Here is a 13,129-nt window from a genome sequence, read left to right as displayed (position 1 = left end):
GAACGTCACATACCGACAACACTCCGTCCGGATTGTGAACAAGGCATGGCGTCGCGTGGGCCGTTGGCATAGAAACACGGCATGTTCTGGGTCCTTCTTCTGCTGTTGTCCTGGGCCGTCGCCGGGGCGGCGTGCACCCGGCTGTGCCTGGCCGCCGTACGGGCGGCGGCCGTCGACGAGGACACGGACCGGGCACACGATCTGACGCTGTACGAGGCGGCGTTCCTGTCCGGCGGCCCCGGCCGGGTCGCCGACCTGACGCTGGTGTCCATGGCGCGGCAGCGCAGGCTGCTGCTCGCCCACACCGGGTGGGCGACCGTCGTGGACCCGCGCGGGCGGGACGACATGGAGCGGTCCGTCATCGGGGCCATCGGCCCGGAGGGGCAGTCCCGCATCGCCCTGGTACGGGCCACCGCGGCCGCCGCCGACGCCGTGCGCGGCATCGCCGACCGGCTCGTCAGCGCGGGCCTCGCCGTGCCCGACGGGGCACGTACGACGGTCGCGGCCGGGGTGCGTCAGGTGCGGCTCGCGGCGGTGGTCGTCCTCGCGCTCGGTGTGGCCGCGCTGCTGGCGCCCGTTCCCTCGGAGATGCCGCGCAGCCTGGTCGCGCTCTGGTTCGCTTTGCCCCTCGCGCTCACCCTGAGCTGCCTGGCGATCGCGCGGGTCGAGGTCCACCCGTACTCGCGCTGGGCCTCACCGGCCGGGCAGCGGTTGCTGGGCGCGCTGACGCGGCGTGCCAGGGGCGGCGGGGACGACCGTACGTTTCTGACCTCCGTCGCCGTACAAGGTGTCCGCGCGATCGGTGAGCCGAACCTGCGGGCGGCCTTCGCGCACCGCGAGTACCACGAGCCGCGCGACTGACGCCCCGCGTGCCCCGGGGGCGCACGGAGGCATTGGCGCCGACACCCCCGGGCGGTGCTTGCCTTCCCCATCGGTCGAACCAAACATCCCTTCTGTCGCCGCCGTGCATCGAAGGGATACGCGATGAGAGCTGCCGCCCTCTACTCGGCCGCCGGGTCCTTGCTCCTGACCGCCCTTACCGTCGCCCCGGCGGGCGGCGTCCCCGGCGTCCCCGGCGTTCCGCAGGCGGCGGCCGAGCGGCGCGGCACCGCGGTGGCCGCCGCGCGCGCCGAGAAGGCGGGGATCGGCTTCGGGAAGTGCGCCGAGGACGCCGAGGAGCAGGACGCGCCGGGCACCATGGAGTGCGGCACGGTGACCGTCCCGCTCGACTACGCGCGCCCGGACGGCCGTCAGATCCAGCTCACCGTCAGCCGGGTCGCGGCAACCCACCGCGACCCGCGCAACAGCAAACGCCGCGTGCCCCGTCAGGGCGCCCTCGTGTACAACCCGGGCGGGCCCGGCGCCTCCGGCATGTACTTCCCGCTGATCGGCCTGCTGCCGCAGTGGAAGCGCGTCGCGGCCGCGTACGACCTGGTCGGCTACGCCCCGCGCGGGGTGGGCCGCTCCGCGCCCCTGTCCTGCCAGGACCCCGAGCACTTCTTCAAGGGCCCCGCACCGGCACCCACGTTCCCCTCGGAGGCGTACAAACGGGAGCGCGTCGAGCAGGCGAAGGCGTACGCGCGCGGCTGCGCGGAGCGGGCGGGCGGCGCGCTGCGGCACTACAACTCCCTCAACAACGCCCGGGATCTCGACGTGCTGCGCGCCGCGCTCGGGGAGAACCGGCTGACGTTCATGGGGGCGTCGTACGGCACCTACTTCGGGGCGCTGTACGCGTCGCTGTTCCCCTCACACGTGCGGCGGATGGTGTTCGACTCGGCGGTGAACCCGGACCCCGCGCGGATCTGGTACGGCAACAACCTCGACCAGTCGGCCGCGTTCGAGGACCGCTGGGCGGACTTCCGGGAGTGGGTCGCGCGGCACGACGCCGTGTACGGGCTGGGCGACACCCCCGAGGAGGTGCAGCTCAGCTACGAGCGGGCGCGGACGCGGCTCGCCGAGAAGCCGGCGGGCGGGAAGGTCGGGCCCCGGCAGTTGCAGGGCGCGTTCCTGCAGGCCGGGTACTACGACGACTACTGGCCGCACCGCGCGCAGGCACTGTCCGCGTATCTGAAGGGCGACCCGAGGCCGTTGGTCGAGCAGGCCGGGCCGGTCACGGAGGCGGCGGCCGAGGCGGAGAACGCGAGCGCGGTCTACACGGCCGTGGAGTGCAACGACGCCCCCTGGCCGACGGACTTCACGGTCTGGGACCGCGACAACACGCGGCTCGCCCGGGTGGCGCCCTTCGAGACGTGGGACAACGCGTGGACCAACCTGCCGTGCGCGTACTGGCCGGCGCCCCGGCAGGAGCCGCTCGATGTGCGGACCGGGCCGGGTGAGGTGCCGCCCACGCTGATTCTGGCGGCGGAACGGGATGCGGCGACGCCGTACGCCGGGGCGGTGGAGTTGCAGCGGCGGCTGTCGGGGGCGGTGCTGGTGACGGAGCGGGATGCGGGGACGCACGGGGTCGCGGGTGGGCCGAATGTGTGCGTCAACGGTCACCTCGAGGCGTACCTGCTGGAGGGGCGGCTTCCGGGGCGGCACGCTGCGTGCGCGCCGCGTCCGGAGCCGAGTACTTCGCAATCAGGCGGTCACTGAACCGTGGGCCGTCTGTGGCTGGTCGTGCCCACGCGGCGGCAGCCGCACATCGACACAGCCCCGCGCCCCTCGGGGCGCGCTACGCCAGGCCCGCCACCAGCTCCGCGACGTCCTTGCGGCGGCCCGTGTAGAACGGGACCTCCTCGCGGACGTGCATGCGGGCCTCGGAGGCGCGGAGGTGGCGCATGAGGTCGACGATGCGGTAGAGCTCGTCGGCCTCGAAGGCGAGGATCCACTCGTAGTCGCCGAGGGAGAAGGAGGCGACGGTGTTGGCGCGCACGTCGGGGTAGCCGCGGGCCATCTTGCCGTGGTCGGCGAGCATGCGGCGGCGGTCCTCGTCGGGGAGGAGGTACCAGTCGTAGGAGCGCACGAAGGGGTAGACGCTGACGTAGTTGCGGGGCGTCTCGTCGGCAAGGAACGCCGGGATGTGCGAGCGGTTGAACTCGGCGGGGCGGTGCAGCGCCATGTTGGACCAGACGGGCGTGAGCGCGCGGCCCAGCTTGGTGCGGCGGAAGAGGTTGTACGCCTCCTGGAGCTGGTCGCTGGTCTCGGCGTGCCACCAGATCATGAGGTCGGCGTCGGCGCGCAGACCGGACACGTCGTAGGTGCCGCGGATCGTCACGTCCTTGGCGGCGAGCTGGTCGAACAGCTCCTGGACCTCGTCGGCGTAACCGGCGCGGTCCTCGGGCAGGGCGTCCTTCAGCTTGAAGACGGACCACAGCGTGTAGCGGATGACCTCGTTGAGGTCCTTGGCCAGCTTGCCCTTGTTCGGGATCCTGCCGGGCTCGGTGGTGGGGGCGTCGTCGCTCATGGTTCTCATTCTCCCGCTCCGCCGTGCAGGCTTTGCACCGGGTTGGCGGTGAGCTCCTCCACACCGCCCAGGTCACCGTGGATCTGGTCCACGGCCGCGTAGGCACTCGCGATGCATCCCGGGATGCCGACGCCGTCGTACTGCGCGCCGCACAGGGCCAGGCCCGGGAGCTTGGCGATGTGCTCGCGGACGCGGGCCACGCGCGCGTGGTGGCCGACGGGGTACTGGGGCAGGCCGTCGGTCCAGCGGACGACGCGGGTCTCCAGCGGTGCGGCGTCCAGGCCGGTCGCCTCGCGCAGGTCGTGGCGGGAGACGGCGACGAGGTCGGCGTCCTCGCGCTGGAGGATCTCCGTCTCGGCGTAGCGCCCGACGGAGGTGCGCAGGACCAGCACGTCCGGGTTCTCGTCGGCGATCCAGCCCCACTTCTGGGAGGCGAAGGTCGACGCCTTGATGGTGCGCCCGTCGACGGGCGGGACGAGGAAGCCGCTGCCTTCGGGCAGAGAGACGTCGGCGCGCCGGTAGGCGAGGGTGACCAGGGCCATCGAGGCGTACTCGATGGCGGACAGCTCGGCCGCGGCGGCCGGGGCCTCGGCGCGCAGGAGTGCGGCGGCGGCCGGGGCGGGTACGGCGACCACGACGGCGTCGGCGTGCAGGACGCGGTCCCCTGTGACGACCCGCCAGCCCGCGGAGGGCTCCCGGCGCAGCTCGGTCACGGGGGTGCCGGTGAGGATCTCGCCGCCGCGCGCGCGGACCGACTCCGCCACCGCGAGCGGCAGCCGGCCCACGCCTCCCTCGATGCCCATGAAGACGGGACCGGTCTGCTGGTTGGCGGCCGCCTTGGCCTGGATCTCGCGGACCGCCTCCGTGAGGGAGGTGTGGGTGCGGGCGGCCTGGTAGAGCTGGGGGACGGCCGAGCGCATCGAGATGCGGTAGGCGTCGCCCGCGTAGACACCGCCGAGCAGGGGCTCCACGAGACGGTCGACGACCTCGCGGCCCAGGCGCGCCGCCACGTACTCCCCCACCGCCACGTCGTCGCCGACCTGAGTGCGGGGCAGGTCGGCGTCGCGTTCGATGCGGGCGAGGCCCTCATCGGACAGGACGCCGGTCAGGGCGGAGGCGGTGCCGGGGACACCCATGACGTGGCCCTTGGGCATGGGGCGCAGGGCGCCGCGGGTCCAGATCGAGGCGGTGGCGGTGGCCGGCGGCTGGAGGGCGGCGTCGAGGCCCACCTCCCGCGCGAGGGCGACGGCCTCGGGACGGCGGGCCAGCATCGACTCGGCGCCCAGGTCCACGCGGACCCCCGCGATCTCGCCGGGCAGCAGCTTGCCGCCGACCCGGTCGGACGCCTCCAGGACGGTCACGCGCGTGCCGTGCCCCAGCAGGCGGTGGGCGGCGGCCAGGCCCGCGACACCGGCTCCGATGACGACGACATGCCCCGTGCTCGTACCCGTTGCGCTCATGCCCCCACTCTCTCAGAACCCACTGACAGCCTTTTGGCGCCCCTGACGTCCGCACGAGTCCCGGACGAGTCCCGACCGTGACCGCATCGGGACCGTTTCCCCCCAACGTCCCCGGCCTCCCCGGCGTCGTAGGAGCGTCAGTCGTCACGACCCTCGGGGGTATGCCAGATGCGCACACGACGTTCCGTACGACCCGGCCAGGCCCTGGCCGGGCTTCTGCTCGCCGCCACTCTCGCGCTCACGGGGTGCAGCGGAGCGGACGACTCCGGTTCCTCCAGCACCGCCGCCGACGACCGGGGGGCCGCCGCCGAGCCCGCCGCTCCGCAGGGTGCCGGGGCCGCCGCCGCGGGCGGTGAGAAGGCGGCGGACGGACGGGCCGACGGCACGAAGCCCGGCAGCGCCACCACACCGCCCAAGCTCACCGCCAACCGGATCATCCGCACCGCCTCGCTGACCGTGCAGGTCAAGGACGTGCCCAAGGCCCTCGACCGGGCCCGCACCACCACCGAGGACGCGGGCGGCTACATCGGCGACGAGACCACCACCCGCGACGAGGAGGGCGCCGAGCACACGCGCGTGGTCCTGCGCGTGCCCACCGACAAGTACGACGAGGTCCTCGCCGATCTCCAGGGCGCGGGCAAGCTCCTCGACCGCACCGCGAAGGCGCAGGACGTCACCGACCAGGTCGTCGATGTGGAGAGCCGCATCACCTCGCAGCGGGCCAGCGTGGCCCGGGTGCGCGAGCTGATGGACCGGGCCACCCGGCTCAGCGACGTCGTCGAGCTGGAGGGCGAGTTGAGCCGTCGTCAGTCCGATCTGGAGGCGCTGCTCGCCCAGCAGGCCTCCCTGAAGGACCGCACGAGCATGGCCACCATCACGCTCTCCCTGTCGGAGAAGCCGATGGAGAAGGCCGCCGAGGACGACGACCCGGGGTTCGTGGACGCGCTGGCGGGCGGCTGGGACGCGTTCGTCACGATGCTGCGCTGGATCGCGATGACGCTCGGCGCGGTCCTGCCGTTCGCCGCGCTGGCGGCTCTGATCCTCGTGGTCTGGCTGCGCTGGGTACGGCCCCGGCGCTCCCCGCGCCCGGCCGCCGCGCCCGCGGCGAGCACCCTGGGCCCGCTGCCCCAGGCCAGGCCCGCGCCGCAGCCCACGCGCGCGGAGGAGGGGGGAGGCGAGCGGGACTGAAATGCCCCAGCCCCGTAGCGTGTTCGCATGAGCATGAGTCGCATGAGCCGGATGAACCGTGAGGACGCCGGGGTGGAACGACTGGTCGTGATCGGCGGTGACGCCGCGGGCATGTCCGCGGCGTCGCAGGCCCGCCGGATGAAGGGCCCCGACGAGCTGGAGATCGTGGCCTTCGAACGCGGTCACTTCTCCTCGTTCTCCGCGTGCGGCATCCCGTACTGGGTGGGCGGCGATGTCCCCGAACGGGACCGCCTGATCGCGCGCACCCCCGAGGAGCACCGGGCGCGCGACATCGACCTGCGCATGCGCACGGAGGTCGTGGAGATCGACGCGGCCGGGCGGCGCGTACGCGCGCGTGACCTCGATTCCGGGGCCGAGTCCTGGACGTCGTACGACAAACTCGTCATCGCGACGGGCGCCCGCCCGATCCGCCCGGACCTGCCGGGCATGGACGCGGCCGGTGTGCACGGAGTGCAGACCCTGGACGACGGGCAGGCGCTGCTCGACACGCTGACACACGCGCGTGGCCGACGGGCGGTCGTCGTGGGCGCGGGCTATATCGGCGTGGAGATGGCCGAGGCACTGATCAACCGCGGCTACGAGGTGACGGTCGTCAACCGGGGCAGCGAGCCGATGTCCACCCTCGACCCGGACATGGGCCGCCTGGTTCACCAGGCCATGGAGGGCCTGGGCATCACCATGGTCGACGACTCCGCGGTCACCAAGCTGCTCACCGGCGAGGACGGCCGGGTGCGGGCCGTGGCCACCGAGGACGCCGAGTACCCGGCGGACGTCGTGGTGCTCGGCATCGGCGTCCGCCCCGAGACCACGCTCGCGAAGGCCGCGGGCCTGCCCCTCGGCTCACACGGCGGTCTCCTCACCGACCTGTCGATGCGGGTGCGCGGACACGAGAACATCTGGGCCGGCGGCGACTGCGTCGAGGTCCTCGACCTGGTCTCCGGCCAGGAGCGCCACATCCCCCTCGGCACCCACGCCAACAAGCACGGCCAGGTGATCGGCACCAACGTCGGCGGCGGCTACGCCACCTTCCCCGGCGTCGTCGGCACCGCCGTGAGCAAGGTCTGCGACCTCGAGATCGCCCGCACCGGCCTCCGCGAGAAGGACGCCCGCCGCGTCGGCCTCCAGTTCGAATCAGTCACCATCGAGTCCACCAGCCGCGCCGGCTACTACCCCAACGCCTCCCCCATGACCGTGAAGATGCTCGCCGAACGCCGAACAGGCCGCCTCCTCGGTGTCCAGATCGTCGGCAGGGAGGGCGCGGGCAAGCGCGTCGACATCGCGGCGGTGGCCCTGACGGCAGGGATGACGGTGGAGCAGATGACGGCCCTGGACCTCGGCTACGCCCCACCGTTCTCCCCGGTGTGGGACCCGGTCCTGGTGGCCGCAAGAAAGGCGGCCGCGAAGGTACGTGCCATGTAAGCGGGCGGCTGGGCAACCGACCTGAAGGGGCGCGGGGCTGTGACATGGTGCGGCTCCGCCGCGTGGGCGCGACAAGCCACAGCGAACCCGCACCCCGCAACGGATCTAAGCCGTCCCGGTGAGCCTCGGCAAAGAAGTCACCGACGGACTGCTGGCAGCCGGCGCGGCGGCAGGCTGCTCACCCGACCCCCCGGACGGCCGCGCATGCGCCGCCGCAGCCCGAGCCGACCGCAGCCGGTGACTCACAGCCTCATCCAACGTCACCGGCCGCTGCATCTGCGAGGCAAGCCGCCCCGCCTCCTGGCCGAGCCGCGCGACATCCTCCCAGGGCAGCCGCACCACCAGCGAGAGCTCCGCCTCACCGTCCGGCAGGGCGTGCATCGGAGGAGTAACTCGGTCGTTCATCGCCTGTTCCTCACGTCGTCCCCGCGACACGCCTTCCCCGCGTCGCAGGCGGTTGCCGACTCATACGCACGCCCGGACAGCCGCGTTCACCGATTCGGCCCGCGCATCCCGGGCACAAGTTCCTTGTGGTCATCCCCGTCCATGACGTGAACCCGGTGCGGCGCACCCCCTGGGTGACGTACGCACTGATCGCCGCGAACGTGCTGGTCTTCCTGACCATGCCCGGCCTCGCCGGTTCCACGGCGGGCGACAGCAGCCTGGCCCAGCTGTGCCACCTCCAGGCGTTCCTGGACCACTACGCGGCGGTGCCACAGGAGCTGATCCACCACCAGGTGCCGAGGGCGGTGCCCACGGGCGAAGTGGCGGTCGGCTCACACGGCCCCGGCTGCGTGGTCGGCGCGCCGGACTATGCCAAGTCGCCGCCGCTGAGCGTCCTGACGGCGATGTTCCTGCACGGCGGCTGGCCGCACCTGCTGGGCAACATGCTGTTCCTGCTGATCTTCGGCAACAACATCGAGGACCGCATGGGGCACATCCGCTTCGCGCTGTTCTACGGCGCCTGCGGCTACGCGGCGACGTACGGCTTCGCGCTCTTCAACGACGACTCGACGGCCCCGCTGATCGGCGCGTCCGGGGCGATCGCCGGGGTGCTGGGTGCCTACCTCGTGCTGTACCCGAAGGCCAGGGTGTGGGTGCTGGTGCCGTTCCTGATCTTCCTGCCGCTACGGCTGCCGGCCTGGCTGGTGCTGGGCTTCTGGTTCGTGCTCCAGGCGGTGTACTCCTCCGGTGAGGGTGTCTCCGCCGCCGGCACCGTGGCGTACGCGGCACACATCGTCGGGTTCCTGGCCGGCATGCTGCTCGCCTGGCCGCTGCGCCCGGGCACTCCCCCGCCGCCGGAACCGGGCGGCCTGCTGTTCGGCAGGCGGGCCCGACCGGGCTGGTGAATTGCATAAATCCATGTGCCAGTCGCGGTTTACCCCCCGCGAAAGGGCTTGCTCGCCCCTCTTGAGGATTGACACGGAGAGCCCGCGCCCGCGTACCATATCTGACAGTTGGACACAACGGGGGTAAAAATGAATCCACAACTGCCAAGCCGGTCGCGTCTACATGGGCGCGAGCGTGAATTGGCGCGCATCGCGTCAATGATTGCATCAACGATACATGCCTCCCCGCACGGAGGGCGTTGCGCCGTCGTCATCATCGGAGCGGAAGGCGTCGGCAAGACCCACTTGTTGCGAGAAACCGTGACCATGGCCCAGCGCATGGGGTTCCACCTGGGGTCTTCGATCGACGGCAGGAGCCTGTCGGACGGCACAGGATGCCCGCTCAAGGCGGCCGGTTTACGCGATCTTCTCACGGACGGCACGTCGAAAAGCGCCTCCGCTTCCTGGCGGCTGATGGCGGTCGACGACGCCCATCACGCCGCGCGGGAACGCCTGGAATTCATTATGAATTCAGCGCGGGGCAGCCGGATTCAACGCATTGTCTGGGTGTTCGCGGGACGCCCGGGGGCGGATGGGAAAACAGCGGACTGGCTGTGCGCGAATTCCGCCGGATTGGACGCGCACACCACGATAGAGCTCGACCGGATCGGGCAGGACGCGGTACGCGACATGGTCACCGACCTCGTCGGCGCGCCGCCCGGCGCGGAGCTGACCGCGTTGGTCTCCCGCGCCAGGGGCAACCCTCTGCTGATCCGGGAGTTGATCACCGGTCTGCGCGAGGAGGGCCGACTGCGGGCCACCGGGGGGCTGGCCTGTCTGTCGGACTCGGAGCGGGGTGTGCCCCGGCGGGTGGAGGCGCTGGTACGCAACCGGCTCAGCCGGCTCTCCGCGCCCTGCCGGCAGTTGCTCCAGGTCGCGGCTCTGGTGGACGACGGCTCGGGGCTGTGTCCGTCGCGGCTGGCGGCCGCCCTGCGGGAGAGCACGGTCGCCATCCTGCCGGTGCTCGAAGAGGCTGTCGCCGCCTGCCTGCTGGTCACCGGAGAGGAGGAACTGGCCTTCCAGAGCTCCCTCGTGCGCGGTGTGGTCGAACAGACGGTTCCCGAGTCGGTCCGTTCCGCCGTGCTCGAAGAGGTGGCCCGTACGTCCGCGGAGGCGTCCGCCCTGCCGGACCGGGCCGAACCGGATCAGGACCGGTCGGGCTGGAGCGGCCTCAGCGGTGTCGAGCGCAGCATCGCCCTGCTGGTGAGCGACGGTCTGACGAACCGGCAGATAGCCACTCGGGTCTTCCTGTCACCGCACACCGTCAACTACTACCTGCGGCGGATCTTCCGGAAGCTGGGCATCGCCTCCCGGGTCGAGCTCGCCACGCTGGCCAGTGAGCAGCGCACCGCCCCGGAGGGTGCGGGGCGCAGCGGGACGGCCGGGCGGATCTGACGGGCAGCACCCACCGCGCGACACGAGCCGACCGGCGACGCCCGCCGGCCGGCTCGTGTCGGACCCGGTTCAGTCCGGCCGCCGCCCGAGGAGGGCCGCGACCGCCGCGCCGGTGGAGAGGGTCACCGCGCACTTCCCGGCCGCCCAGTCCAGCGCCATCAGGTGGTCCTCCAGACTGAAGTCGGCGACCGCGTCGGCCACCATGAACGGCTGCACGTCCCGGGTGAAGGCGTCGCAGGCGGTCATCAGGCAGCCGATGTGCGCGTAGATCCCGCAGACCACCAGCTGGTCACGGCCGCGCGCGGTCATCAGCTCGTGCAACTCGGTGCGGGCGAACGCGCTGTAGCGCCACTTCGTCAGCACGATGTCGTCCGGCCCCGGCGCGAGCGGAGCGACGATGCGCCGCCGCTCGGGCTCCGTGTCCATCCCCGGGCCCCAGAAGTCCCGTAGGAGCCCCCGCTCGACCGGTGTCATGCCGCCCGGCTGCGCCGTGTAGGCCACCGGTACGCCTTGTCCGGCCGCCGCCCGGCGCAACGCGTCGATGTTGCGCACCACGTCGGCCATCGGCGCCTGCCCTGCCGGGAAGAAGTCCACGAAGTACTGCTGCATGTCGTGGACGAGCAGCACCGCGCGCCGCGGGTCCAGCCGCCACCCGGTCCGGTTGACCGGCAGATCCCCCTCGGCGGGCAGCGCGTACGGGCTGATCGTGGGTATCGCCATCTCTCGTCTCCCCTCCTGCGTCGCTGCCGCGGTCAGGCCCCGAGCGCCGCTCCGCCGTCGACGCACAGGTCGTTCATGGTGATGTGTCCGGCCCGGTCCGAGGCCAGGAAGACGACCGCCTCGGCGATGTCCCAGGGGGTGGCCAGCTTGCGCAGCGGGATACCGACCCGGTACTCGCCCGGAGAGCCGTCGAGGGTGGCCCGTACGCTCGACTCGTCCGTCCACATGGCGCGCAGCATGGGCGTCTCGGTGGACCCGGGCGACACGACGTTGCAGCGGATGCCGTGGGCGGCCAGTTCCAGGCCGAGGCACTTGGTGAAGGAGGCCGTGGCGGCCTTGGACGCCCCGTACGCGGCCATCTTGGCCCGGGGCACGGACCCGGCGTTGGAGCCGACGGTGACGACACAGCCCCGGCCGCGTGGCACCATCCGGCGGGCCACGGCCCGCGAGGTGTAGAAGACGCCCTGGGTGTTCACCTCGAAGACCGTCGACCAGTCCTCGTCGGTGAGGTCGACCACCGCGCCGAGGCGCAGCACGCCGGCCACGTTGACCAGGATGTCGATCGGCCCGAGTTCCTCCTCGACGCGGTGGACGGTGTGCTCCACCGCGGCGCTGTCGCGTACGTCGGTGGCGTGGGCGGTCGCGTCGAAGCCGTCGTCCCGCAGCCGTGCGACGGTCTTGACCAGTGCTTCGGCGTGCCGGTCCAGGGCGGCGACCCGCGCGCCGCGCTCGGCGAGTGCCCGGACCACGGCCTCGCCGATCCCTTGGGCGGCGCCGGTGACCAGGGCCACCCTGCCGTCGATCCCGATGTCCGCCGCGACCGCGTCGCGGTTCCCCCCGATTGCTGTGACTGCTGTGACTGCTGTACCGGGCATTCCCGGATCCCCCGTTTCGCTGTGCTTCTCGTGTACGTCGTGCTGTGGTGCCGTTCGGTCGTTCAGTGCGCGGCGAGTTCGGCGTCGTAGCCGTAGAGCCACTGCTGGCTGCTCAGGTCCGCGCCGTCCGCCAGGTCGTCGTCCCGGCGGCGCTGGTGGTCGCCGTCGGCGACGTGCAGGTTGCGGACGTTCGCCCGTGACCTGCGTTGGATCTCCTCGGTCCGGGGCCTGCGCAGCTCCTGGTACCTGCGCAGGGCGCCGGCGACGCCGTCGGTGCCGGTGCGGCGCAGGCAGGCCGCCAGCACCACGGCGTCCTCGATCGCCTGGTTGGCGCCCTGCGCCAGGAACGGCAGCATCGGATGGGCCGCGTCCCCGAGCAGGGTGATGCGCGCGGTGCTCCAGCGGGGGACGGCGTCCCGGTCGTACAGCGACCACCGGCCCACCGAGTCGGCCGCGGCGAGCAGCGCCCGCACGTGCGGGTGCCAGCCCTGGTACGCGGCCAGGACGTCGGCGGTCTTCCCCTGCGCCGACCAGGACTCGGCGTGCCCGCCGTCCTCCGGTGCCGCGGTGGTGGCACCGAAACTGATCCGGCGGCCGCGGGAGACCGGGTAGGCCACGCAGTGCTGTCCCGGCCCCAGCCAGAGCTGCACATGGGGATCGTGAGCCAGGAAGGGCACGCGCTCGGCGGACACCAGGCCCCGGTAGATCGTCTGGCCGGAGAACCTGGGCGTGTCGCCCACGAGCAGGTGCCGGACCACCGAGCGGATGCCGTCGGCGCCGACCACCACGTCGGCGGTGGAGACGCGGCCGTCCGCGAACTCGAGCTCCACGTCCTCGGCCCGTTCGGTCACCCGGACGCAGCGCAGCCCGAGGCGGAGGATTCCCTGCGGGAGCAGTTCCAGCAGGCCACCGTGGAGGTCCGCCCGGTGCACGGTGTAGTACGGAGCCCCGAAGCGCCGCTCGCACTCCGCGCCGAGCGGCGTGCGCATGAGAGTGCGGCCGTCGTCCCAGCGGCTCATCCGGATGGCGCGGGGCCGCACCGCGACCGCCGCCAGGTGGCCGCCCAGGCCGAGGCGGTGCAGCAGCCGGGCCGCGTTGGGGGCGACCTGGACGCCGGCCCCGACCTCGGAGAGCAGGGAAGCCTGCTCGAACACCTCGCAGCGCACTCCGGCGCGGGAGAGCGCGGCCGCCAGGGTCAGGCCGGCGATCCCGGCGCCCACCACGGCTATCCGCGGTTCGTTCGTCCTCGTGCTCATG

The 13,129-nt window shown here is 72.5% G+C and carries 12 protein-coding genes; 6 read left to right on the top strand and 6 right to left on the bottom strand.

Annotated features, from left to right (window positions below; translation table 11 throughout):
* Positions 1 to 81: 81 nt before the first annotated feature.
* Complete coding sequence (locus AC067M_RS19730) at positions 82 to 861, top strand: TIGR04222 domain-containing membrane protein (protein WP_478698280.1); 780 nt, start codon at positions 82 to 84, stop codon at positions 859 to 861.
* A gap of 123 nt (positions 862 to 984) precedes the next feature.
* Complete coding sequence (locus tag AC067M_RS19725; protein WP_478698279.1) at positions 985 to 2,595, top strand: alpha/beta hydrolase; 1,611 nt, start codon at positions 985 to 987, stop codon at positions 2,593 to 2,595.
* A 79-nt stretch (positions 2,596 to 2,674) separates the two neighbouring features.
* Here AC067M_RS19725 and hemQ read toward each other — a convergent pair whose 3' ends face one another.
* Positions 2,675 to 3,406 carry a hydrogen peroxide-dependent heme synthase gene (hemQ, locus tag AC067M_RS19720; RefSeq protein WP_478698278.1) on the bottom strand — a complete coding sequence of 244 codons (732 nt, stop codon included), beginning with the start codon at positions 3,404 to 3,406 and terminating at the stop codon, positions 2,675 to 2,677.
* Positions 3,407 to 3,411: 5 nt separating this feature from the next.
* Positions 3,412 to 4,866, bottom strand: coding sequence for a protoporphyrinogen oxidase (gene hemG, locus AC067M_RS19715; RefSeq protein ID WP_478698277.1), 1,455 nt, complete (start codon positions 4,864 to 4,866; stop codon positions 3,412 to 3,414).
* Positions 4,867 to 5,034: 168 nt separating this feature from the next.
* On the opposite strand from hemG, the gene AC067M_RS19710 reads away from it, so the two are divergent.
* Together AC067M_RS19710 and AC067M_RS19705 are read left to right on the top strand one after the other, a co-directional pair.
* Complete coding sequence (locus AC067M_RS19710; RefSeq protein WP_478698276.1) at positions 5,035 to 6,054, top strand: DUF4349 domain-containing protein; 1,020 nt, start codon at positions 5,035 to 5,037, stop codon at positions 6,052 to 6,054.
* A gap of 27 nt (positions 6,055 to 6,081) precedes the next feature.
* Positions 6,082 to 7,494, top strand: a complete 1,413-nt coding sequence (locus tag AC067M_RS19705; RefSeq protein WP_478698275.1) for an FAD-dependent oxidoreductase — start codon at positions 6,082 to 6,084, stop codon at positions 7,492 to 7,494.
* A gap of 105 nt (positions 7,495 to 7,599) precedes the next feature.
* On the opposite strand, the gene AC067M_RS19700 is transcribed toward AC067M_RS19705, so the two are convergent.
* The gene (locus AC067M_RS19700) at positions 7,600 to 7,899 is read right to left on the bottom strand and encodes a hypothetical protein (RefSeq protein ID WP_478698274.1); all 300 of its coding nucleotides are present in this window, start codon (positions 7,897 to 7,899) and stop codon (positions 7,600 to 7,602) included.
* 125 nt (positions 7,900 to 8,024) lie between these two features.
* Between AC067M_RS19700 and AC067M_RS19695 the strand changes: the two genes are divergently transcribed.
* Together AC067M_RS19695 and AC067M_RS19690 are read left to right on the top strand one after the other, a co-directional pair.
* Entirely contained in the window at positions 8,025 to 8,843 is an 819-nt protein-coding gene (locus tag AC067M_RS19695; protein ID WP_478698273.1) for a rhomboid family intramembrane serine protease, read from the top strand.
* 612 nt (positions 8,844 to 9,455) lie between these two features.
* Positions 9,456 to 10,277 (top strand): helix-turn-helix domain-containing protein, encoded by an 822-nt coding sequence (locus tag AC067M_RS19690; protein ID WP_478698272.1) that lies wholly within the window; start codon positions 9,456 to 9,458, stop codon positions 10,275 to 10,277.
* Between the two features lie 69 nt (positions 10,278 to 10,346).
* Here AC067M_RS19690 and AC067M_RS19685 read toward each other — a convergent pair whose 3' ends face one another.
* The 3 genes from AC067M_RS19685 to AC067M_RS19675 all read right to left on the bottom strand — a co-directional run bounded on the left by AC067M_RS19685 (position 10,347) and on the right by AC067M_RS19675 (position 13,128).
* On the bottom strand, positions 10,347 to 10,997 hold the full coding sequence (locus AC067M_RS19685; protein ID WP_478698271.1) for an isochorismatase family protein: 651 nt from the start codon (positions 10,995 to 10,997) through the stop codon (positions 10,347 to 10,349).
* Positions 10,998 to 11,029: 32 nt separating this feature from the next.
* Positions 11,030 to 11,800 carry a 2,3-dihydro-2,3-dihydroxybenzoate dehydrogenase gene (locus AC067M_RS19680; RefSeq protein WP_478698412.1) on the bottom strand — a complete coding sequence of 257 codons (771 nt, stop codon included), beginning with the start codon at positions 11,798 to 11,800 and terminating at the stop codon, positions 11,030 to 11,032.
* A gap of 134 nt (positions 11,801 to 11,934) precedes the next feature.
* Positions 11,935 to 13,128 carry an FAD-dependent monooxygenase gene (locus AC067M_RS19675; RefSeq protein WP_478698270.1) on the bottom strand — a complete coding sequence of 398 codons (1,194 nt, stop codon included), beginning with the start codon at positions 13,126 to 13,128 and terminating at the stop codon, positions 11,935 to 11,937.
* Position 13,129 lies beyond the last annotated feature (1 nt).

The organism is Streptomyces sp. NPDC043427 (assembly GCF_056436655.1).
This window is presented reverse-complemented; position numbering and strand designations above follow the sequence as displayed.